21 protein-coding genes are annotated in these 23,243 nt (G+C 52.1%); 10 read left to right on the forward strand and 11 right to left on the reverse strand.

From position 1 onward, the window contains the following. Window position 1 precedes the first annotated feature (1 nt). Entirely contained in the window at window positions 2-619 is a 618-nt protein-coding gene (locus PMI41_RS17245; RefSeq protein ID WP_008126979.1) for a ribonuclease D, read from the forward strand. A gap of 3 nt (window positions 620-622) precedes the next feature. On the opposite strand, the gene PMI41_RS17250 is transcribed toward PMI41_RS17245, so the two are convergent. The 6 genes from PMI41_RS17250 to PMI41_RS17280 form a co-directional block, all read right to left on the reverse strand. After that, window positions 623-1,735, reverse strand: coding sequence for an acyltransferase family protein (locus PMI41_RS17250; RefSeq protein WP_008126981.1), 1,113 nt, complete (start codon window positions 1,733-1,735; stop codon window positions 623-625). Window positions 1,736-2,254: 519 nt separating this feature from the next. Beyond that, window positions 2,255-3,367 (reverse strand): glycosyltransferase, encoded by a 1,113-nt coding sequence (locus PMI41_RS17260; RefSeq protein ID WP_008126984.1) that lies wholly within the window; start codon window positions 3,365-3,367, stop codon window positions 2,255-2,257. 24 nt (window positions 3,368-3,391) lie between these two features. Continuing rightward, window positions 3,392-4,426, reverse strand: coding sequence for a glycosyltransferase family 2 protein (locus PMI41_RS17265; protein ID WP_008126985.1), 1,035 nt, complete (start codon window positions 4,424-4,426; stop codon window positions 3,392-3,394). Between the two features lie 33 nt (window positions 4,427-4,459). Then, the gene (locus tag PMI41_RS17270) at window positions 4,460-5,140 is read right to left on the reverse strand and encodes a hypothetical protein (protein WP_008126986.1); all 681 of its coding nucleotides are present in this window, start codon (window positions 5,138-5,140) and stop codon (window positions 4,460-4,462) included. Between the two features lie 103 nt (window positions 5,141-5,243). After that, complete coding sequence (locus PMI41_RS17275) at window positions 5,244-6,092, reverse strand: DUF1365 family protein (protein WP_008126988.1); 849 nt, start codon at window positions 6,090-6,092, stop codon at window positions 5,244-5,246. Further along, window positions 6,089-7,417, reverse strand: coding sequence for an NAD(P)/FAD-dependent oxidoreductase (locus tag PMI41_RS17280; RefSeq protein ID WP_008126989.1), 1,329 nt, complete (start codon window positions 7,415-7,417; stop codon window positions 6,089-6,091). The genes PMI41_RS17275 and PMI41_RS17280 overlap by 4 nt, the downstream gene beginning before the upstream one ends. A 147-nt stretch (window positions 7,418-7,564) precedes the next feature. On the opposite strand from PMI41_RS17280, the gene PMI41_RS17285 reads away from it, so the two are divergent. The 4 genes from PMI41_RS17285 to PMI41_RS17300 are packed head-to-tail and all read left to right on the forward strand — an operon-like array spanning window position 7,565 to window position 10,535. Continuing rightward, window positions 7,565-8,236: a sigma-70 family RNA polymerase sigma factor gene (locus PMI41_RS17285; RefSeq protein WP_244423968.1), complete on the forward strand. Its 672-nt coding sequence runs from the start codon at window positions 7,565-7,567 to the stop codon at window positions 8,234-8,236. 4 nt (window positions 8,237-8,240) lie between these two features. After that, window positions 8,241-8,888 (forward strand): ChrR family anti-sigma-E factor, encoded by a 648-nt coding sequence (locus tag PMI41_RS17290; RefSeq protein ID WP_008126991.1) that lies wholly within the window; start codon window positions 8,241-8,243, stop codon window positions 8,886-8,888. Between the two features lie 2 nt (window positions 8,889-8,890). Beyond that, window positions 8,891-9,751 (forward strand): alpha/beta hydrolase, encoded by an 861-nt coding sequence (locus PMI41_RS17295; RefSeq protein WP_008126992.1) that lies wholly within the window; start codon window positions 8,891-8,893, stop codon window positions 9,749-9,751. Beyond that, window positions 9,744-10,535, forward strand: coding sequence for a DUF1295 domain-containing protein (locus tag PMI41_RS17300; RefSeq protein ID WP_008126993.1), 792 nt, complete (start codon window positions 9,744-9,746; stop codon window positions 10,533-10,535). Before PMI41_RS17295 ends, PMI41_RS17300 begins: the two co-directional genes overlap by 8 nt. Here the strand turns inward: PMI41_RS17300 and PMI41_RS17305 are convergent. Beyond that, window positions 10,529-10,942, reverse strand: coding sequence for a DUF2177 family protein (locus tag PMI41_RS17305; protein ID WP_008126994.1), 414 nt, complete (start codon window positions 10,940-10,942; stop codon window positions 10,529-10,531). The genes PMI41_RS17300 and PMI41_RS17305 overlap by 7 nt on opposite strands. Window positions 10,943-11,111: 169 nt before the next feature. Here PMI41_RS17305 and PMI41_RS17310 point away from each other — a divergent pair, with 169 nt between their 5' ends. Next, window positions 11,112-13,286, forward strand: coding sequence for a transglycosylase domain-containing protein (locus tag PMI41_RS17310; protein ID WP_008126995.1), 2,175 nt, complete (start codon window positions 11,112-11,114; stop codon window positions 13,284-13,286). Between the two features lie 58 nt (window positions 13,287-13,344). Here the strand turns inward: PMI41_RS17310 and glpK are convergent, their stop codons facing one another. Further along, on the reverse strand, window positions 13,345-14,835 hold the full coding sequence (gene glpK, locus PMI41_RS17315; RefSeq protein WP_008126996.1) for a glycerol kinase GlpK: 1,491 nt from the start codon (window positions 14,833-14,835) through the stop codon (window positions 13,345-13,347). 124 nt (window positions 14,836-14,959) lie between these two features. On the opposite strand from glpK, the gene PMI41_RS17320 reads away from it, so the two are divergent. Further along, a complete protein-coding gene (locus PMI41_RS17320) occupies window positions 14,960-15,709 on the forward strand; it encodes an SDR family oxidoreductase (protein ID WP_008126998.1) in 750 nt (249 codons plus the stop codon). 55 nt (window positions 15,710-15,764) lie between these two features. Here PMI41_RS17320 and xylA read toward each other — a convergent pair whose 3' ends face one another. Genes xylA through PMI41_RS17335 form a run of 3 tightly spaced genes read right to left on the reverse strand, consistent with a single transcriptional unit; the run spans window position 15,765 to window position 19,782 of the window. Continuing rightward, entirely contained in the window at window positions 15,765-17,075 is a 1,311-nt protein-coding gene (xylA, locus tag PMI41_RS17325; protein ID WP_008126999.1) for a xylose isomerase, read from the reverse strand. Beyond that, window positions 17,072-18,526 (reverse strand): xylulokinase, encoded by a 1,455-nt coding sequence (gene xylB, locus PMI41_RS17330; protein ID WP_008127001.1) that lies wholly within the window; start codon window positions 18,524-18,526, stop codon window positions 17,072-17,074. Before xylB ends, xylA begins: the two co-directional genes overlap by 4 nt. A 14-nt stretch (window positions 18,527-18,540) precedes the next feature. Next, complete coding sequence (locus tag PMI41_RS17335; RefSeq protein WP_008127002.1) at window positions 18,541-19,782, reverse strand: ROK family transcriptional regulator; 1,242 nt, start codon at window positions 19,780-19,782, stop codon at window positions 18,541-18,543. A 206-nt stretch (window positions 19,783-19,988) separates the two neighbouring features. Here PMI41_RS17335 and xylF point away from each other — a divergent pair, with 206 nt between their 5' ends. The 3 genes from xylF to PMI41_RS17350 all read left to right on the forward strand — a co-directional run bounded on the left by xylF (window position 19,989) and on the right by PMI41_RS17350 (window position 23,215). Then, on the forward strand, window positions 19,989-21,032 hold the full coding sequence (gene xylF, locus PMI41_RS17340) for a D-xylose ABC transporter substrate-binding protein (protein WP_008127003.1): 1,044 nt from the start codon (window positions 19,989-19,991) through the stop codon (window positions 21,030-21,032). 81 nt (window positions 21,033-21,113) lie between these two features. Further along, window positions 21,114-22,421 carry a sugar ABC transporter permease gene (locus PMI41_RS17345; protein WP_008127004.1) on the forward strand — a complete coding sequence of 436 codons (1,308 nt, stop codon included), beginning with the start codon at window positions 21,114-21,116 and terminating at the stop codon, window positions 22,419-22,421. Between the two features lie 14 nt (window positions 22,422-22,435). Continuing rightward, window positions 22,436-23,215 carry an ATP-binding cassette domain-containing protein gene (locus tag PMI41_RS17350; RefSeq protein ID WP_008127006.1) on the forward strand — a complete coding sequence of 260 codons (780 nt, stop codon included), beginning with the start codon at window positions 22,436-22,438 and terminating at the stop codon, window positions 23,213-23,215. Window positions 23,216-23,243 lie beyond the last annotated feature (28 nt).

Raw genomic sequence — 23,243 nt, forward strand, 5'->3', positions numbered from 1 at the left:
TATGACGATCCGTTTTCATCGGAATGATTTGCCGGACTTGAGTAATTATCAGGTTGATGCCGTTGCAATCGATACAGAAACACTCGGTCTTAATCCGCATCGCGACCGGCTCTGTGTTGTCCAGATTTCACCCGGCGATGGTACCGCGGATGTTATTCAGATCGACAAGGGACAGATTGCAGCCCCTAACCTGGTGAAGCTTCTCGGAGATGATGCCATCACCAAGATTTTTCACTTCGGAAGGTTTGATCTTGCCGTATTGTTCCACACCTTCAAGGTTATGCCGAAGCCGGTATTCTGTACGAAAATCGCCTCGCGTCTGGTTCGTACTTATACGGATCGCCATGGTTTGAAGGAGATTTGCAGCGAACTGCTTGAAGTCAATCTTTCCAAACAGCAGCAATCGTCCGATTGGGCAGCGCCCCAGTTGAGCCAAGCCCAATTGGAATACGCTGCGTCTGATGTTCTCTATTTACATCGGCTGCGAGCCATTCTTCAGCAGCGTCTGGAGCGTGACAGCAGGGCTGAAGAAGCTGCTGCTTGCTTTGAATTTCTTCCTACGCGTTCCAAACTGGATCTGATGGGCTGGGACGAGCAAGATATCTTTGCTCACAGTTAGTCGTCACCGCGCAGCAGTTGCCACAACCGCCTCATTGCGTGGAGCGCGATCTATGTGCGCCCACGCTGGCCGTTTGAACAAAAACTGGCCATACCCGGTCAATTGGATGAGGCCATATAGAATTACCGGACCAATGACGCCGGATATCAGTGTCAGGAAAGATATTGTGCCGATATCCGAAATGATGCCACTTTTGAGCAAGACAGTGCGGGCTATCGCCATGGGTAGGAAGAACGCCAGATAAACGACGATAGAATGTGCCCCAAGCCAGCGAAGAGGCGAGGTAATCTGCTTCCAGGGTAAAGCTGCCATAAGGGAAGAGATTGAGACTATGGCTAATGCCCCGGCAAAACCGGCGATGAGTGAAATGACTGGAACAGTCGCCCACCCCCCGAGACCGCCGGAAGTATAGCTTTCCAGCGGTATCCAAGCGTTGAATGGTGTAGATGCGGGGTGGAAGACCAGCCAACCATTCAATACTGCCCATATGCATAAAATGATCGCCGCGACTGCTGGCCTTGCACGCAAAGTCTCTGCAAGTTTGAAAATAGCAGGCGCGAAAGCATATCCTGCATAGAAATAGACATAACGGCTGCAAAACTCGTCAATGACGAGCCAGCCCGTATGGATAGGTAATGTTTCCAGGAACGCAGCTGCTGCAAGGATCAGCCAGATGTTGGCTGCCTTCAACAGCCGGGTAACAATGAAGAAAATTGGCAGGAGATATATGAACCACAAAGTGCCGAACGGCTGCACGAAGGCCACTGCATAGGCCGTTGCAGCACCCGAGACGCCCGTTTCGCCGACAATGCCCGGGGCTTTGAACAGAAATTGAATGGTCAACCAAAGCACGTAAAAATAAGCGAAGTGCACGACCTTTCGGTCAACGTAGCGCAACCATGAGCGGTTGATGACAATGCTGAGAAAAAGACCGGAAATGAGGAAAAAGTCCGGCATGCGGAACGGTTGTGCAAAAGCAACAACGGGGTGCATCCATCCTGAAGCCCCAGCTTCGTTCTCGACACCCAGCACCGAATGCATCATTACGACAAAAATAATGCAGATGCCCTTGGCAATATCGACCCAGTCGACGCGTATCCTCTCCGCGGCATTCATTGATGTGCTCCCTGACCCCAGTTCGATCTTTGATACACGAAGAGTGAAAATAGGAAGTAAAATTCGGGTGATGCATATGGGGCGATGGGAAATAGTACAAAAACAAAAAAGCCGGGCAAGAGCCCGGCGAATTGTGAACGCTAATGCGTCCAGAGGGGAACACATAACGAGCGAAAAAATGGGAGGAGAACCGCTCGTTACGCAAGGAATAAAGTATAGCCGATAAAAGGAATTTTCAAGAGGCTGCAGATAATAATCTTTTGCTATTGAGCGGGTGCATCCTGCGTCTCTAATTGCCGCATATCTTTGCACACCCCATGCCCGCGCAGCTGACATCCGCCAAGACGGTACTGAGCTTCTGAATCGGGGGAGGGGCTAAGCCGCTTGATGGCGCCGCCGCCACAGCCGCTAATAGCAAGAGTAAGACCTGCAAGAATGAGATAGCGCATGAACGATTTCCTGATTGGTGGACCAAGACTAATGCCTTCGCGCTTGTTTCTCAATCGGCGCGGGGTCAAATCAAAGCAGCGCGCAGAACTTTCCCAAAGAAGGCTTTTCCGGAAGACGCGCGAGTTCTTCAAGTTGATCCATTGATCCGGCGAGGGTGAAGCGCTGATAGAGCCAAGGTTCAATCTCATATGGCGAGGATTCAAACGCCCGGATTCTTTCTGATAAAGCGTCAGGGTTTCCTGTCGGAACCAGCCACTCTGCGTAAGGGCCTGTTAAAATCTCGGACGGACCATAAGGGCAATCAGTGGATATGACCGGAGTTCCCGAAATGAAACTCTCGACCAGAACGTTGGGAAAGCCTTCAAGGTCGGATGAGAGTAACAAAGCTTCCGCACCAGCCATATACGCAAAAGGATTGTCGCGAAAATCAAGTGCCAATACACGGCCATCCAGTGCATGTTGCCGCGCCAGATCAATTGCTTCATCAGGCTTGTCCGTCAGGAGCAGGAGTTTGCGTGTCGACCCGCTGCGCCTCAAGCCCTCAAACAGCACGTCATGTCGTTTGGCTGCAGCAAAGCGACCAACGTGGATGTAATATGGCTCAGCAGGTAAATCGGCAGGCTTTTGCGCTGCCAACGCCTTTATATGTTCTACATCATAGCCATTGTGTACGAGGGTTGCTCGGGAAGGAGTGGCATTCAGTTTTGCGAGATCGTCAATGACGCCCCGAGACACGCCTATAACAGGTTTTCCGTGATAGATGGCGCGTAACAGCTGTCTGCGGCGTTGCCTTTTTTTCGGATTTGCAACACTGGCGATAAGCTCGGACGTAGCAATGTGAATCCAATGATGCACATTTATAAGTCCTGCTCTGGCGACGACACGGTCCGCTGGTGTCAACGAGGAAGAAACAAAATCAAAAGGCTGGATGCGGGTGGCCCGTTTGAACCATTGTCGCAGCCGCAGGGCAGATTTGATTTGCTGGATGATCCCGCTTAGTCGGTTCGTCGATCGGTCCAGAATTTCGAACTCAACACCATCGGGAATGGGCCTTGTTTCGCCATTGACCAGGGCAAGAATGGTCACGGAATGGCCACGCCTCGCGAGTTCACCAGCATAGCGCAGCCTTGAATAGGTTACTCCGTTCGGCCCCAGATCAGCTATGATAAAGAGAAAGCGCATCTAGTTTTGTCCCCTGTCGGAGCATTACGGGCGTCTAAAGAATCCCAACTCGGCGAACTGACGGGAGCTTTGGAAAACCAATGAGTCCGGCCCAGTCAGACTGGCGTTCTCGTTTGAACCAAGCACATCAACTACATTCTTGTAGATATGTGCGCCACCATAATATTGCCCGTCAGCTACAGCTGCTTGCGCAAAAATCAGGGCATCGCTGAAAAACTTGAAATGAAGCAATGCCCCGCAAATGGGCGAAAAGTTTCTGTAAAATGGAAGCGGCTTATGGATGCTGGACGCAAATGCCATCGGCGTTTCCACATACAGAAGGGGATATTTCATCAACTCGACATGCTCGTCGAGGATACGTCCGCGAGGTCCACCAGTTAGCGACATGAAACGGTTGCTTACACTGATATGATAGCCGGCAGCATCAAACATATCCGCAATTGTCCAAGGCATGATATCGCTGGAACCATCAAATATTGCTGATGAAAGCGGACCTGATGGATAAAAGTCGATCATCGGCGCAGGGCAGTGCCGGATACCTTTTACTTCGAGTTCCGCAATCAACTCGGGTAAGTTTTTGTCTTCATACCCTTCATAGATGAAGTACTCGTCGCAATCGACATTCAGGTACCATCGGTCGATACCGTAAAGTTTCAACAGTTCGTGGCGCCAAAACTTTCCACGATCAGCTTCTCCATAGCGCGCGGGAGACTCAAACAAATCCACGTCGGGCTGTTCCAGCAGAATATCGCGGGTTGCATCAGAAGAGCGATCATCAATGCACAAAAAGCGGGTCACACCGATCTTGCGGTAGTGTGCCAGAAACGAAGGTAAAAAACTCACGCTGTTTCGGGTCAGGAAAATAAGAGGGATATCGTTTTTGTGCAGAGGACGTATGCCTGAACCGAGCGGCTTAATGACCGCTGTCTGATTTTTACGGCGTTTGAGCCGAGCCTCTATTCGGAAAGAATCGATGCGGCTTACCAGTCTCTGCAAAAGACTGCGTTTGATTTCCGGTGAACCCTTTGTATCGGGAAATGCCCAAATCGTTTCTGACAATGTGAAAAACGTATCCGATTGCGATAATGGAATTTATGCCAGTACGTAAAGACCATGCACATAGGCGCCAGCAAACACCAAGACAAAAACGCTGATGATAAGGGCGTTGATGCCGTTTTTATGTTCGCTAGCGCGGGAGTACTGGTAGCACACACCAGCAGCCGTAACCATCAACGCCAGATAACTTGCGCTCTCGGCAATCTCTTCCTTGATCTGCATGGCTACTGTTCCGTGCTGTGAATCGCAGTAAGCTCCAATCAGCAGGAAGATCGCTGCAACGTAGAACGGCCACGCATTCGGGCTGAACACGAAACGTGCGATTTCACCGACCATACGCCAGCGAAAAGCCAGATAAGCACATGCCACGCCGATAACGACGATTGCTTCGTGAATACGGAATACCTTGCTGTTCATATAGGTTGTGATCGGTCCCACACGGTCTACCTCAAGTTCGCGCAAGAAAAAGACAATGCAAAGCACGGCCATACCAATGCAGAACATTCTGCCAGCTTTATGCTGCAACAATCCGGCAATGAGGAACAGCGCAGTCGCCCCGGCGATATAGGCCAATTGAAAGGTTTCGATAGCGCCCGATTCATCCAGCGAAACGGACACGTCACGCGGGTCAATCGTAAAAGCAAAGTAACCGATGTTGAGGACGAGTGCAGCGAGCAAAAGCAGTGCGAAACCCGTTGTGAACTTTGCCTTTTCCATATCGCGGACCCTGTAAGACAACCAAGCGCCGAGACCTAAAGGAAGCTGCTCATTATCGCAACCCTTTAGTGTAGCTGATTACAAAAAGCTCCGAGAACCTTGTCTATGCAGATTGACGAATATTACGAGCAGGTACGTGCCGCAAATCGGTCTCTGTTCCAGAGATCACCGATTTTGTTTGTCGGGGCGCGGTTGGACGAATGGTGAGTCGAACTCCTTTGATCCACAGTCGTAAAGCTTCCCAGTGAATGCCGAAAATTACCTTCAATGTCAAAAGCGGATAGGCAAAAATCAACCTCGATAAAGCTCGATCGCCGAATGCAAGACGCTTGCCGGTGAACGCTGTTGCGATGATCAAGCCTTCATCGTCACGGGCATTTATTACGATGGACGCATCACTACCCGGCTGGGTAATAGTGAAGTCATACCCAAGTTCCATTTCAAGAAATGGCGAGACGTAAAACTCCTTATTACATTGCTGATGCAACGGACCAGCCACATCCACGCCATGCCCAAGAGGAAAAATATAGCTATGACGCTGCCCGAAAGTGTTGTTCACCTCGTAGATCAGCACTCGTAGCCTTTGGCTAAGGTCGTAGCAGTAATAGACGCTAAGAGGATTAAACACGTAACCAAGTATGCGAGGCATTGTCATGAGCTGAATTTTGCCACCATCGGGCGTGATTCCCGCTTCACTCATGCGATTTTCAGCATAGATTCTCAAATGCTTATCCGCAGCATCAGTGCTCGATTTATAACCATGATCCTTGTTGAAAAAGCTGAAGAAATTGAAACGGTTATAAGAGAACAGCCGGCTTTTCTCCGACAATGCGCCAAGCTCATCAATATCGAAAAACATGTAAAACATACGATAGCGCAAGAAATGCGCCTTTGGTCTCAGCCGCTTATGGGTAACCTTTCCAGCGTAAATCGCTGAGTTCCATGAGTTCATGCTGCGATCTCCAAACCATAGTTCCGTGGCACGCGGACAATACGGGATGATTCGTTCTCTACCATCCACGGTCGCCGCAATCCTCCAAGATCTTCAGCGACAGCAAGCCCAGCCTGCAAACCATCTTCATGAAAGCCGGATCCGAAATATGCACCACAATACCAGGTGTTGCGCTCACCCTGCATTTGCCAAAGCTGCTTCTGCGCCTGCATCGCCTGACTATCAAACACCGGATGCGTGTAGGTCTGTGTATGCAATACCTTTTGCGGGTCAGGTTGGTGACGTGGATTGAGCGTCACGAAGTACTGCCGATCCGTTTCCAAGGTTTGTAGCCGATTCATCCAATATGTCACACACAACTGGCTGCCAGCATTGGCCTCTTGCCGGTGACCAAGATAATTCCAGCTTGACCATACAGAGCGCCGTGTGGGCATCAGGGACTCATCTTCGTGCAAGACGGCATGGTTTATCGAATAGCGAAATGCCGAAAGCAGGTGCTGTTCCATGGGTGAAGGATCAGTCAGCAAGCCAAGCGTCTCATCAGCATGGCTGGCCATGACAACATGATCAAAGATTTCAGTTTCGCCATTAACATCCTTTATCTCGACATGATTGAAGCCCCGCTGCACAGACAGGGCAGCGCACCCGACCTTGACGCGATCCTTATAGCTGGCTGTCAGGCGCTCAACATAAGAACGACTTCCGCCTTTAACCGTGCGCCACAACGGCCGGTTGGATAATTTCAGCAAACCGTGATTGTCGCAAAATCGGATGAATGCCTCGGCGGGATATTCAAGCAAGGTGGATGCAGGTGCGGACCATATGGCGGCAGCCATGGGAAGAAGATGGTCATCGCGGAACGCTGCACCATAACCCTCGCGTTCAAGAAACTCACCAAGTCCAATCAGGCCGAGTTTACCCGCATGAGATGGCGTATCGCGGTAAAAGCGGAGCAGGTCCCGCAGCATCATCCAGAAACGCGGATTGAATAAATTACGCTGCTGGGCAAATAGCCCACTGAAGCCTGTGCCGGAATATTCGAGCTTTCCGCTATCGAGCGAAACTGCGAATGACATTTCGGAGGCGGCGGTTTCGACATCAAGATGGGCGAAAAGTGCTGTAAGGTTTGGGTATGTGTGCTCGTTGAAAACTATGAAGCCAGTATCAACTGGTAAAGGGCGTTCATTGTCTCTTTCGATCAGGAAAGTATTGCTGTGACCGCCAATACGGTGTTCCCGCTCATACACGGTGACATCATTATTCTGCGACAACAGCCACGCGGCTGACATTCCAGAAATACCGGTCCCTACAACAGCAATTTTCAACGAACACTCTCCCGCGCATTTGTCCAAAGAAACAAACGCTTTATGTTCGTTCAGGCGTTGTCTCTTGTGGTTGCAATCAATACGTTGGAGATACGAAAATGGATCAGGATAAGTTTCGGCGCTGATCCATTTTCGTGATCTCCCCGTATGAGCGGTATGCATGACGTCAGCACATTTGGTTTTATCGACATACACAGCACAGAGCGCATCTTGCTTCGCAGCAAGTTCAATGGTTGCGAACAAAAGGCTGGTGCTGGGCGTTATGTACGCAGAATGAAGAAGATCGACGAAAATTCGGCACGGATCGTACGCATTGCCCAGCATGCAGATAAGGCGGCATTTGCCGAACTGTTCAGTTTTTATGCTCCGCGTATAAAAGGTTTTTTCATGCGCGGGGGTATGGCGGCAGGGCAGGCAGAAGAGCTGGCGCAGGAGACGATGCTGACGGTCTGGCGAAAAGCGGCGCTGTTCGATCCCGCCAAAGCCGCCGCCTCCACATGGATATTTACCGTAGCCCGCAATCTGCGCATCGATCTTATTCGGCGGGAACGCTATCCCGCTCAACATTTGCTGGAAGAGCATGATCCGGAATATGAACCGACGCCTTCCGAAGGATTATTGAAAGCGGAAAGTGAAGAGCGCATTCGTACAGCAATAAAAGCGCTTTCGCCCGAGCAGATACGCGTAATCCATCTGCATTACTTTGACGATAAACCCCACAGTGAAATAGCCGAAACGCTGGATTTGCCGCTTGGAACGGTGAAATCCCGCCTGCGTCTGGCGGTGCAGCGTTTGCGCAGCTTGATCGGGGAGGATTAGAATAATGAATAATCGTCCATCTGATGAAATTTTGATGGCCTTCGCATCGGGTACTTTATCGCAAGGCCCGGCGGTTGTTGTAGCTGCTCATTTAGCTCTCTGTTCCGAGAGCCGCGCGCGAGTTCGCCAGTACGAGGCTGTTGGTGGCTTTATGCTTGATGATTCTCCGACCGTAACCATGTCAGCAGATTCTCTGGAAAAAGTGCTGGGTCGGTTGGATATTTCATCCGCTGCACCAGTGCGCGACAAGGGAAAATGGCTTGCTGAAATGCCGGACGGTCTGACGTTACCCGATCCGCTTCAGCATTATGATATCGGCAAGTGGAAGTTTCTTGCTCCAGGTGTTCAGTGGAGTTCCGTTGGCAAGGGAGGACCGTCCCGGTCCCGTCCCATGCTGCTGCGCTCCAAGCCGGGAATGGTTCTCCCCGAGCATACGCATGCCGGGACAGAGTATACACTGGTGCTGAAAGGTTCGCTGCACGATGAACTGGGCGACTATGGGGTTGGAGACCTTATTATTGCCGACGCCAGTCTCGAACATGAGCCACGGGCAGGGCCCGACGAAGAATGTATATGTCTGGCCGTGGTTGACGGGCGATTGCGCATGAAAAGCCTCATCGGCCGCATTGTCCAACCACTGATGGGATTTTGACAGTGCGCAGCATCGTGACGGTTTCGGTTGTTATTGCGGCGGCGCTGGCATTTGCGGCCTGTTCTCCGGCGCGTATCCTCAACATGGCAACATCGGCCAATGGTGCGGATGTTCAGAAGAACATTGCTTATGGAGAAGGTCCACGCCGTACGCTCGATGTGTATGCGCCCAGCGGTGCCAGAAATGCACCGGTCGCTGTGTTCTTCTATGGCGGTAGCTGGCAAAGCGGGGAAAAGCAGACTTACCAGTTTGTTGCATCTGCATTTGCCGCGAAAGGTATTGTCACGATCGTTCCTGACTACAGGCTTTCTCCGGAAGTACACTATCAGGGCTTCCTGCGCGATGGCGCGATGGCGGTCAAATGGGCCAGAAACCATGCGAAACAATATGGTGGTGACCCTTCCAAGCTCTTTCTCGTCGGGCACTCTGCAGGCGCTTACATCGCTGCGATGTTGGCACTTGATGACGAGTGGTTAGATAGAGAGGGACTAAGTCCTGCTCGCGACCTCAAAGGTTTCGTGGGTATCTCGGGACCTTACAATTTTCTGCCATCGGATGACAAAAAGATTGCAGATATCTTCGCTACCGAGAAGTCGTCCGGTGCATCGCAACCCATCAATTATGCAGGCGGCAGAAACCCTCCTGTTTTGCTTCTGCACGGTACGGGCGATAATACAGTCTATCCGCGCAATAGCACTGGTCTTGGGGATGAGTTGCGCGCAGCAGGCAGTTCTGTTGAAGTGAAATTATATCCCGGTGTAGGCCATCTCGGAATAATTGGTGCCATGGGCTCACCCGCGAGATTCATTGCACCGACATTGAAGGACACCACGGATTTCATATTGGGCCAACCCAATGGGTGAGGCAGGGCTTCTGCTATTTTCTGCAGTAGCTTTCTGTCTGATCATGGCGGTTGCCTGGCAAATGCAACGAATAACCGGGAATGATGGTTGGGCGGACGTATTCTGGTCTTATGGCGTCGGGGTGACAGGGATCGGCGTTGTATTGATGTCGCCTGGCGCATCGCCTAGTCGTCGCTGGTTGATTGCCACTATGTTGGCTGCTTGGTCCCTACGCCTTGGTACCCACATTTTGCTGAGAACCTTGAAGAGCCATGATGATCCCCGCTATGCGGACTTACGCAAGGAGTGGGGAGATCATGCACCATGGCGCATGTTCCTGTTTTTGCAAAGTCAAGCGGTTGCCGGATGGGTACTTGTCTCTTGCATCTACATTGCCGTGAGCAGGCAGGGTGAAGAACTCGACATTTTCGACCATGCGGGTGCGTTTATCATGGTTATCGCAATTGCGGGTGAAGCCATTGCAGACCGGCAATTGAGAGATTTTGCGCGTAACAATGCGAATCGAGGCAAAGTTTGTGATGTCGGCCTATGGCGATGGTCTCGCCATCCGAATTACTTCTTCGAATGGCTGGGCTGGGTATCATATGCCGTCGTCGCAGTCGGAAGCTTGCTGCCATATGGCTGGCTTGCGCTTGCTGCACCCACCATCATGTATATTTTATTGCGGCACGTGTCGGGCGTGCCACCTTTGGAAAAGCATATGCTGCGATCGCGCGGTGAGGCTTTCCGTGAATATCAACGGCGCACCAGTATTTTCTTCCCTGTTCCGCCATCCGCTTATTGAAGCTTTGCCAGTATCCATCCTGTCAGGACAAAGCTGAGACTAGCCGATACAGCGGAAGCAAGAGTCCCCCAAGCCATATCAACAACCGTAACAGCCGTTGACCACTGTTTTAATGTTGCCTGATTTGTAAGATCGTAGGTCGCATAGGCCATGAAACCGAATAAAGCGCCATAAACGAGTGCAGTCGTCCAACGGCCAGTTTGCAGTGCAGGACTGACGGCGAAGATGACAATACCTGCCACAAAGATCAGGTAAAACAGAACCGCCGCCGTATAATTTACGTCTGTACTTATAACGTCCGGGAGACGGTTGCGATAAAAACTTGTCGCAACGGTGCTTAGCCAGGCAAAGTCCAGAATGAAGAAGACAACCGCAGTAGAGAGATAGGCAACCGCATATTTGAGCATTGGCGTTCCTTTTCCTGTCTATACGCAAAGAGACGTTGCCCGGATCAGCCTCGCCAGCATTAAGAGGAATTAACCTTCCCGCTCTTTAACCGCACCTTAAATCGCCGCATTTACTCTGCAACGCGTGTCTCTCATTACTGGCGGCACATCGGGGCGGAATTTGTAATCAATGGCACCACGCGACAAAGGCAGGCAGCGTATCGAACCCGGCTTCGGCTCTGATCGGAGTTCCGGCAATGATATGCGCGCAGATCCAGAGGATAGGCCCGTGGCGAAACGCAAGGCAACATCGCGCAAATCCCAAAAATCAAAGCGTGGGAGTTCGCGGCGCAGTAGAAGCAGCGGCGGTTTTGTCGGGTTGGTGCGCCGCGCTTTATATTGGTCTTTCGTTCTGTGCATTTGGGGTGGCATCGCACTGGCAGGTACGGTCCTCTATTTCGCAGCCAAAATGCCTCAGACAACCACATGGGCTATCCCAGATCGCGCACCCAACGTCAAAATCGTTTCGGTTGAAGGTGAACTGATTGCAAATAGGGGAGCATCCGGTGGCGAGGCCATCGGCCTGCATGATATGTCGCCCTATATACCTGAGGCCGTGATCGCCATTGAGGACCGTCGGTTCTATTCGCATTTTGGTGTTGACCCTATCGGCTTCGCCCGCGCCATGGCCACAAATATTATTTCTGGCCGTCTGGTACAGGGTGGCTCAACCATTACACAACAGCTTGCAAAGAATCTTTTTCTGACGCCTGATCGAACAATCGAACGCAAGGTGCAGGAAGTGCTGTTGGCGTTGTGGCTTGAACAGAAATACACAAAAACGCAAATTTTGGAGATGTATCTCAACCGCGTTTATCTGGGTTCGGGCTCCTATGGTGTGGCTGCAGCGTCGCACCGATACTTTAACAAATCGGCCAAGGAAGTGACATTGCCGGAGGCTGCTCTTCTTGCTGGTCTTCTCAAGGCACCGTCCCGCCTGTCTCCCGCCCGAGATCCGAAAGCTGCCCGCGAACGGTCGCAACTGGTACTGGCGGCGATGCGCGAGCAGGGGATGATCGGTTCTGACGAATTAAGCGTTGCGATGAAGCAACCGACAACCCGTGCCGCTTCCTATTGGTCAGGATCAGAACAATATGTTGCCGACCGCGTCATGGAAGAATTGCCCGAGCTTATTGGTGAAATACCGAATGATATCGTGGTCGATACCACAGTCGATCTTGGCCTGCAGAAGCTGGGAGAAGCTTCGATCCGCGATCTTATCAGCACCAATGGCGAAAAGCTCAACGTGTCGCAAGGCGCGCTGGTCTCGGTCGATGGAACAGGTGCCGTACGGGCTCTTGTCGGTGGTTATGATTATGCCAACAGCCAGTTTGACCGGGCCAGCGAGGCAAAGCGTCAGCCGGGTTCAGCTTTCAAGCCTTTCGTTTATCTTTCTGCGTTGGAAAAGGGACTTACGCCTGAATCCATTCGCAATGATGCGCCAATTCGTATCGGCAAATGGACACCCGGAAACTACAATGGCAAATATTTCGGCCAAGTGACCCTCGCTGAAGCACTTGCCCGATCGCTCAATTCCGTCTCGGCGCAATTGGTCATGGAAGTTGGGCCAGCGACGGTCGTCTCCACGGCACACCGGTTGGGTATCGATTCCAGCCTGACCTCAAATGCTTCTTTGGCACTCGGTACATCGGAAGTAACGCTACTCGAATTGACGGATTCCTTCGTTCCGTTTGCCAATGGTGGATATAAGGCGCCGGTCCACATCATAAGCCGCGTCACCACAAATAGCGGCAAGTTGCTTTATGAGTATAAGGGACCGGCACCGAACCGTGTTGTCAGCCCGCGCAATCTCAGCATGATGAATGCGATGCTTAGCCAGACCATCGAAACCGGCACCGCGACGAAAGCCAGATTTGGCTGGCCAGCGGCAGGCAAGACCGGAACCAGCCAGAATTTTCGTGACGCCTGGTTTATCGGGTATACGTCCAATCTGACAACAGGCGTCTGGTTCGGCAATGATAATGGCAAACCCACCAAAAAGATCACGGGTGGTTCGCTACCGGCCATTGCCTGGAAAGACTTCATGATAGCGGCCCATAAGGGGGTTCCTGTTGCACCGCTTCCTGGAGATTATCGTCTCGATAAGCTTATTGAGGAAGGTAATGACATTCTGCCGGAATCAGGCGTCGACCCATCGGCACCATCAGCCCAACTTGATCCGGGCGCGCAGGTTGGCCTTGGCGACCAGACTGGCTCTACGCGACCTGTTCCACCCGGAGACGTCGGTCAAAATGGCCAGACAGGCCGCAAGACAACGCTTTTTGATTTGATTATGGGCAATTGAGATTGCCGTGGGGCGACAACGCACAGCGTAGACGCTGACCTCGAAACGCCTCGGAAGCTCAGCTTGTCAGCGTTCGTTTTACTGCAGTTTTCCATCCGGCGATTTTTGCCTTGCGGGTTTTCTCGTCCATTTTCGGCGTAAAACGCGTATCCCTCTCCCATGTCTTGGAAAACTCACGGCGGTTAGGCCAGAGGCCCGCCTTGGAACCGGCAAGCCAGGCAGCGCCTAATGCGGTTGTTTCAAGGATGGTAGGCCGATCCACGGGCGCGTCGAGAATGTCGGCGAGACGTTGCATTGTCCAGTCAGATGCAACCATTCCGCCATCGACGCGCAGAACTGTTTTTGTATCGGAAGTTTTCCAGTCCTTGCGCATGGCGTCGAGCAAATCGCGGGTTTGATAGGCTACTGATTCGAGCGCTGCCCTTGCAAATTCTGCCGGACCTGAATTGCGTGTCAGTCCATATATGGCCCCACGTGCCTCAGCATCCCAATGGGGTGCACCCAGGCCAACAAAGGCAGGAACAAGATAAACATTCTGGCTGGGATCAGCTTGATCGGCCAATTTTCCGGTTTCCGGTGCAGACCCGATAATTTTCAAACCATCCCGCAGCCATTGAACCGCTGCTCCGGCAATAAAGATGGACCCCTCCAGTGCATAGGTGGTCTTTCCATTAAGGCGGTAGGCGATGGTTGTCAGAAGCCGGTTCTTCGACAAAACCATGTCGCTCCCCGTGTTGAGCAGCGCGAAGCAACCTGTGCCATAGGTTGACTTGAACATGCCTGGTTCAAAACAGGCCTGCCCGATGGTTGCCGCGTGCTGATCTCCTGCAACACCCAGAATTGGAATTGTTGCGCCAAACAAAGAGGCTTCGGCAGAACCAAAATTTGCCGCACAATCCTTTACCTCTGGCAGCATGGCGCGTGGGATGCGAAGAATTTCGAGGAGTTCGTCATCCCACTCATTCGTTGCAATGTTGAAAAGCAATGTGCGCGAAGCGTTCGTAGCATCGGTTGCATGAATTCTGCCGCCGGTAAGGCGCCATATCAAAAAGCTATCGATGGTTCCAAAAAGCAGCTCCCCATTGGCAGCACGTTTGCGTGCGCCGGGAACTTTATCCAATATCCATGAAAGCTTGGTACCGGAGAAGTAAGGGTCCAAGAGCAAACCTGTCTTGCGCGTGAACTTCTTTTCCAGTCCCTGCTTTTTCAGTTTCTGGCAAAGTGAGGCCGTTCGCCGGTCCTGCCAGACAATGGCGTTGTGTATGGGTTTGCCTGTTGTCTTCTCCCAGACAATCACTGTTTCACGCTGGTTTGTTATGCCGATAGCAGCAACATCACCTGCCTGTATTTTGGCGTTTTCAATTGCCACTTCACATGTAGCCAGAACGGACTGCCATATTTCATCAGGATCATGCTCTACCCAGCCCGATTGCGGGTAGATCTGCGTGAATTCTTGTTGGCTCTTGCCGACAACCTTGCGGTTCTTATCGAAAATGATGGCGCGGCTTGATGTAGTGCCCTGATCAATCGCCAATATATATCCGCTCATGCTTCCTCCCGCAGTTTTGTTTGACGTTATTGGTTTCGATAGACGGGATCAATCACGGAGCGAATGTTATGCCTCGATATTCAACTCCTGATCGGCTAAGGCTTGTGATAACGGAGTAATTTTCATGAGTGACAAAGAGCCTCGCAAGGTCCTCGTACTAACCGGTGCAAGCCGCGGTATTGGCCATGCCACTGTTAAGCGTTTTTCTAGGGCGGGTTGGCGTGTAATCACGTGCTCGCGCCAAAGCTTTGACGACAATTGTCCTTGGCCGGCGGGCGCAGATGATCATATCAAGGTTGATCTGGCCGATCCTGCCGATGTCGACCATGCAGTATCGGAAATCAGGCAGAGGCTAAAAGTCGAAGGCGGCATGCTGAATGCCTTGGTCAATAATGCGGGTATTTCACCGAAAAACGGATCAGGCAATCGACTGGATTCCATTGAGACGCCAATGCAGACGTGGATGAGCGTATTTCAAGTGAATTTCTTCGCGCCCATCATGCTTGCACGTGGATTGTTCAACGAGCTTGAAGCGGCGAAAGGGTCTGTGGTCAATGTGACTTCCATTGCCGGCAGCCGTGTGCATCCTTTTGCTGGTACAGCTTACGCCACGTCCAAGGCTGCGCTGGCTTCTTTGACCCGTGAGATGGCATCGGATTTTGGTCCGCACGGCATTCGTGTTAATGCCATTGCCCCCGGCGAGATCGACACGGCGATCCTTTCGCCGGGCACTGACAAATTGGTCGAACAATTGCCACTGCGCAGGCTAGGCAAAACTGCCGAAGTTGCTGAGACCATCTTCTTTCTATGTTCCGAAGCCTCGTCCTACGTGACGGGTTCGGAAATCCATATCAATGGTGGTCAGCACGTTTGACAATGGTGAGTGGAATAAGTTCTCAGCTGAGAACTTATTCCTATAGATAGGCTGTTTAAACGTAACGGTTCACCACATTCTCCAGATATTCCTGACGGCCAGAAATTGGCTGCGGTTGCAATGCGGCGCTCTCAACTTTCTTAGCAATTTCTTCAAGGGAAAGTTTACCTGAGAGCATTTGCTGTGCTTCAGGCTTCGACCAACCAGCATAACGATCTTCGACGAATCCACTCAGAACCTTGTCTTCGATCATCTTCGCCGCAGCCTTGAGACCCCGGGCACAAGTATCCATCCCACCAATATGAGCAATCAGGAGGTCTTGCGGATCGAGTGACTGGCGGCGCAGCTTGGAGTCGAAATTTGTGCCGCCGGAGGTAAATCCGCCAGCTTTGAGAATTTCGTAGTAAGCGAGCGCGACTTCCGGAACGTTGTTCGGAAACTGGTCGGTATCCCAGCCGGACTGATAATCGTTGCGGTTCATATCAATCGAACCGAAGATGCCCAAAGCAGCAGCGGTGGCAAGTTCGTGCTCAAACGAGTGACCAGCAAGAATTGCATGGCCCTGTTCAAGATTGACCTTGACTTCATTCTCAAGACCAAACCGCTTGAGGAAGCCATAAACCGTTGCCGCGTCATAATCATACTGATGCTTAGTCGGCTCTTGCGGCTTCGGTTCAATGAGAATCGCGCCCTTGAAACCGATCTTGTGCTTGTAGTCGACCACAAGGCTCAAGAAGCGGCCCATCTGATCAAGCTCACGCTTCATGTCGGTATTCAGCAGCGTTTCGTAGCCTTCGCGGCCACCCCAAAGAACGTAGTTTTCGCCCTTTAGCTTCTGGGTGACATCAATGCAGGTTTTTACTGTTGCCGCTGCATATGCAAAGACATCCGGATCGGGATTGGTTGCTGCGCCCGACATGTAGCGGCGATTGGAGAAGAGATTGGCAGTACCCCAAAGCAGCTTGGTTCCGGTTGTTTCCATCTTTCCGGCAAAATAGTCGGCAATTTCGTGCAGACGCTTATTGCTTTCCGCGAGCGTATCACCTTCGGGACGGACATCTGCGTCGTGGAAACAGAAGTAGGGCGCGCCAAGTATTGAAAACATTTCGAAGGCGACATCGGCCTTTAACTTTGCACCATCCATGGTTTCATTGAACCATGGACGCTCGAATGTTTGACCGCCAAAGGGATCGCCACCCGGCCAGACAAATGAATGCCAATAGGCGACAGCGAAGCGCAGATGATCTTCCAGACGCTTGCCAAGAACGACTTCATCCGGATTGTAAAAACGATAGGCTAGCGGATTGGTGCTGTCCGGCCCCTCATATTTGACTGGTTTAGCATCGCCGAAAAATCCGCTGCTCATGATTGAACTCCTTTTAGTGCTGGATAGAGATTGTGATATCGCTGGTAAGCCGCATCAAATTGCGCGGTCAGGTTGGTTTCTGGTTCGACCGTTGAATCAGTAGAAGGCGCAACACAGATTTCGCGCGGACTGGCTTTCTCAGCGGCAATGAGACCGAGCCGAGCCGCGCCAAAAGCCGCACCAAAATCCCCATCGGCGGGGACATCGACTGGAATGTTCAATGCTGTCGCAATTGTTTTCAACCAATAATTCGAACGTGAGCCACCGCCAACAGCCGTTACTCGCTCAAGTTTGGTACCTGCAGCAGCTAATGCATGCAGACAATCGCGAAATGCGAAAGCAACGCCTTCCAGAACGGCCTGCGTCAAGGCTGCCCGGTTGCTTGCATGCTCCAGCCCATAGAATGATCCGCGAATGGCCGAATCATTCAGTGGCGTGCGTTCGCCCGATAGATAGGGCAGGAATGTCACGCCGGATGGCTCGCGCAAATCCTGTCCCAGTTCTGTGGTGAGTTCGGCTGGTTTACGCGAGGTGATACCCGCATACCAGTTCAATGCATCGGTTGCAGAGAGGATAACGCCCATCTGGTGCCAAGTATCCGGTAGAGCGTGGCAAAACGTATGAACTGCACTTTCCGGATTGGGCAAGTATGAATTGTTTGCCGCAAAAAGTACGCCGGACGTGCCTAATGAAATGAATGCGTGACCTTCGCCGACAGTACCCATTCCGCATGCGGATGCAGCATTGTCTCCTGCTCCACCGGCTACGACAACATTGCTACCTATGCCCCAGCGTGAGGCAATATCGGATTTCACCACGCCGGACACATCAGTGCCTTCGACAAGCGAGGGCATGTGATCAAGACTTAGACCTGTTGCTGCCAGTAACTCGGAAGACCATTCACGCTTGCCGACATCGAGCCATGAAGTGCCCGCTGCATCTGACATTTCGGAAACATGTTCGCCCGTCAGCCAAAGACGCAGATAGTCTTTGGGCAATAAAATGCGCCGGGTCCTGTTAAAGATGTCTGCCTCATTGTTCTTTACCCACAGGACCTTTGGCGCTGTGAAGCCCGGGAAAACAATATTGCCTGTCAACGACCGGAACCGCGGATCGGCGTCCAACTCGCTTGCCTCTTGATGGCTTCGCGTATCATTCCAGAGCATGCATGGACGCAGAACCTGATCGTTCGCATCGAGCAATGTTGCACCATGCATCTGACCGGAAAGCCCAATGCCTTTGACCGCGGCAAGTTCCTTGCCATGCTTTGCCTGCAGCTCCATGACGGCATCTTCGGTTGCTCGTATCCAATGCGCGGGGTCTTGCTCCGACCAGCCGGAATGAGGACGCGAGACCTCCAGCGTTCCGTTGCCAGAACCAATGATCCGCTGGTTTTCGTCTATCAATAATGCCTTGACACCTGATGTGCCGAGATCAAGACCGAGATACATAAAATTCTCCTGAATTATGCCGGGATTGCCCTTTTGACCGGTGCGTCGCCGGGAGCAAAAATTTGTGTGTCGAGATGGAGCAGAGATGTCATCATGCACCCTTGCAGAATGAGCGGATGCTCATCGGGATAGCAGCGAATATTGAGGTCTTGTGTAGCGCCCCAGCCGGATGTGCCGGAAACAATTGCACGAAGATCCTTTTCCAGAAGATCAAACACACCGGCTCCCGGACCAACAAGTGCAACAGGAACAGGATCAATCAGCGAGAAAAGACTGCGCAGCCCGGACCCAATCGCTTGGCCGGCCTTGCGAAAAGCGTTTCGCTCCTTGCCGTCTTTTGCGCGTGCAATGTCAGCAACCTTGTTGAACTCTACAGTGTTGACATCCTGCGTTGGTTGCGCGTTTTCATCTTCGCCCGCGATATCACGCAATATTGCGTAATCACTGGCATAAGCTTCAATGCATCCATGCCGTCCGCAACGGCACAGAGCACCGTTTGGGACGTGCAGCATATGGCCGAATTCAGATGCGGAAGAATAAGCACCCAGAAAAGGTTTGCCCTTCAGATAGAGGCCCATGCCAATACCGTGGGAAAGAAGAATTGCAGCAAAGTCCTCCGCGTAATTCTCGGGGTCAGTCCAGCGGAGGGCTTCTGCTATCATATTGCAATCATTGGCTACTGCTACTTTGACGCCGTAGCGTTCCGATAGCGCTTGGCCAAAAGCAATATTGCTGTCCGGCGTGATTGGGGACCAGAGCATTGTTGAGCTTGCCGCATCCGTCACGCCTTGCACGCCCATGGAAATGTGGAGCAGGGGACCAGCACGGGTTGGGCTGTTTTCGATGAGTTCGTCAAGCATTGAAGAAACAGATTTGATCAGATCATCCGTGCTTGCTTCAAGGGTGGGTATACGCTGAAACTGTTCAGCTATAACCTGCCCGGTGTAGTCAAACAGCACGGCGTGAACGAGATTGAGGGCAAGCTCGACCGTTGCCACAGTGGCAACCTCGGGCGATAATGCGAGCGCGATCTGGGGCCTTCCGCGTCTGTTGGACCCGGCTTCGGTGTCACGGCTCTCGCCAATTATCCCCTCGGCAATCAACGCGGTTGTGATCGCCGAAACGGTCGAAGGGCTCAGGCCGGTATGGGCAACGATATCTGTTCGCGACAGCAATCCGTACTGCCGCATGGCCCCCAATATAAGCCGCCGATTCTGGCGGCGGACATCGTCCGGTCGCGCAATTTCATCCAGCAACAAATGACTTCCTCCCGAAATCTTTTTTGTGCGGCGCAAGAAAACTGTTGCGGTGCAATAACTTACGTCGCCAAGAACCAAGTTGACACGGAAATGATTTTAAGTCACTATTTTTTTCGAGCCTCGAAATAAAGAGGTTTTATTGCTGACTGGAGGTGAAAGTCAGCATTGGGCAGTCAATGTGCCAAGCGCACTGGGAGGATATCATGAAAAAATATGCGGCCGCATTAGCGGGGGCAGCAGTTCTGGCTATCTCGTATGCAGGACCTGTTTTGGCAAAAGACAAAATTATCGGCGTGTCGTGGTCCAACTTCCAGGAAGAGCGTTGGAAGACCGACGAAGCTGCGATCAAGAAGGCTTTGGAGGCAAATGGCGACAAGTACATTTCCGCCGATGCGCAATCTTCCGCATCCAAGCAGCTGACCGACGTTGAAAGCCTCATTTCGCAGGGCGCAAATGCTTTGATCATTCTGGCGCAGGACTCCAGTGCAATTGGGCCAGCTGTCGAAAAGGCAGTGGCCGAAGGCATCCCGGTTGTGGGCTACGACCGTCTGATCGAAAACAAGGACGCGTTTTATATTACGTTCGACAACAAGGAAGTCGGGCGCATGCAGGCCCGCGGTGTTCTTGCTGTAAAGCCGGAAGGCAATTATGCCTTTATCAAGGGTAGTTCTGCTGATCCAAATGCGGATTTCCTTTTTGCAGGTGCTCAGGAAGTGCTGAAAGATGCCATCGACTCCGGCAAGATCAAGAATGTCGGTGAGGCCTACACCGATGGCTGGCTGCCAGCCAACGCGCAGAAGAACATGGAACAGTTCCTGACTGCCAATGACAACAAGATTGATGCTGTCGTTGCCGCCAATGACGGAACGGCCGGAGGTGCTATTGCAGCGCTGCAGGCACAGGGTCTCGCTGGCACCGTTCCGGTTTCTGGTCAGGATGCTGATTTTGCTGCGCTTAACCGCGTTGCTCTTGGCACACAGACTGTAACGATCTGGAAGGACTCCCGTGAACTTGGCAAGGAAGCCGCCGGCATTGCTGCTGCGCTGGCCGATGGCAAGAAGATGGAAGAAATTCCAAACGTCCAGAAGTTTGCTGGCGGTGCCAACAAGGTCGAAGTCAATGCAGTATTCCTGACGCCAGTTCCGGTTACCAAAGACAATCTCGGCGTTGTCATTGATGCTGGTTGGGTCAAGAAGGAAGTTGTCTGTCAGGGCGTCAAAGCCGACGCAGTCGCAGCCTGCAAATAATCTGACCGCAACATAGCAATATTTGACGCCGCTGGTCCTTTGGGTCAGCGGCGTTCAAACAAGTAAACTGGGAGAAAACTCATGAGTGATCCGGCTGTTAGCCTCGACCGCGCTCGCGCTTCCGAACTGGGCGTCGTTGCCCGCTTCTTCAAGGCGACAGAACTCGACACACGCCTGCTTGGTATGATCGGAGCACTTGTGGTTATCTGGTTGGCTTTCCAGTTTTTGTCAGGCGGTCAATTCCTGACTCCTCGAAATCTCTGGAACCTGTCTGTGCAAACCTCTTCGGTAGCGGTCATGGCAACAGGGATGGTTCTGATCATCGTCACGCGGAATATCGATCTTTCGGTCGGTTCCGTGCTGGGCTTCGTCGGTATGATCATGGGTGTTACTCAGGCCGAATTTCTGCCGAAATTGATCGGATTCGAGCATTCAGCAACCTGGCTGATCGCGCTCGCCATTGGTGTCGTCACCGGTGCAGTAATAGGTGGTTTTCAGGGCTTCGTTATCGCATTTCTTGGAGTGCCTGCATTTATCGTTACGCTAGGCGGGCTTCTCGTTTGGCGCGGAGCTGCATGGTGGGTTACTTCAGGCAGGACAGTGGCACCAATGGACTCCACATTCCGTTTGATGGGTGGCGGTCCGGATGGCTCGATAGGCGCTATGTGGAGCTGGATCGTCGGGCTTGTTGCCTGCGTCGCTCTCGTGGTCATGATCATTAATAGCCGTCGCCAGCGCAAAAGGTTCAATTTTCCGCGCCGCCCGGTTTGGGCCGAAGTGTTTATGGGTACGGTTGCCTGTGTTTTGGTTCTCGGTGCCGTTGCGGTTGCAAACGCCTATTACTGGCCTATCGGCATCGTGCGCAAATATGCAGAGGCAAACAGCATCACCATTCCCGAAGGCGGGTTGTTCATATCGCATGGTATTGCCGTACCGGTTCTTATCGCAGTTGCGACGGGCATCATCATGACTTTCGTCACAACGCGCACGCGCTTCGGCCGCTATGTATTTGCCATGGGCGGTAATCCGGAAGCGGCTGATCTTGCTGGTATCAATACCCGTTGGGTGACAATGAAAATCTTTATCATCATGGGTATTTTGTGCGCGATAGCGGGTGCTATTTCAACAGCGCGTCTGAATGCTGCGACCAACGCGCAGGGCACGCTGGATGAGCTTTTGACAATTGCTGCGGCCGTTATTGGCGGCACATCACTGGCTGGCGGTGTAGGAACGATTGCGGGAGCAATGATTGGTGCGCTGCTGATGCAGTCATTGAGCTCCGGAATGGTGCTGCTGGGCCTGGATACTCCATTGCAAAATATTGTTGTCGGTGTGGTTCTCGTCATAGCAGTTTGGCTGGACACGATTTATCGCCGCCGTACGGCTTGAGAGAGGAGAAAATCATGACAAATAGGCAAACCGCTCTCATCGATATGGAAAATATCTCGATCGCATTCGGCGGTATCCGTGCGGTTGATGGTGCATCAATTGATCTTTTCCCGGGTGAGGTTGTTGCCTTGCTCGGGCACAATGGCGCTGGAAAATCCACATTGATCAAAATTCTGTCGGGCGCTTACAAGCGCGACAGCGGTACGATCAAGGTCAATGGCGAAGAAGCTTTAATCAGCAATCCGCGAGACGCAAAAGCTTACGGTATCGAGACGATCTATCAAACTCTCGCTTTGGCGGATAATGTAGACACGGCAGCTAATCTCTATCTGGGCCGTGAATTGATGACACCGTGGGGCACACTCGACGATGTGGCCATGGAACACAGCGCGCGTGAAGTTATGGGCCGCCTTAACCCACGCTTTCAACGTTTCAAGGATCCGGTCAAGGCCTTGTCGGGTGGTCAGCGGCAATCCGTTGCTATCGCCAGAGCAATTCTCTTCAATGCCCGTATTCTGATCATGGATGAGCCTACAGCTGCCCTTGGTCCTCAGGAGACTGCGCAGGTCGGAGAATTGATCAAGCAACTCAAGAACGAAGGAATTGGTATCTTCCTCATCAGCCACGATATCCATGATGTCTTTCATCTGGCAGATCGTGTTGCCGTGATGAAGAACGGTCAGGTTGTGGGAACTGCAAAGGTTGGCGATGTGAACGAGGACGAGGTGCTTGGCATGATCATCCTTGGAAAATGCCCGCCCGGAGCAATCCCCGGGCCTGGAGCCGTAAACTGAAACAAAAAAGCCCGCTTAAAGCGGGCTT

The sequence above is a fragment of the Phyllobacterium sp. YR531 genome (assembly GCF_000282595.1).
Classification (GTDB): domain Bacteria; phylum Pseudomonadota; class Alphaproteobacteria; order Rhizobiales; family Rhizobiaceae; genus Phyllobacterium.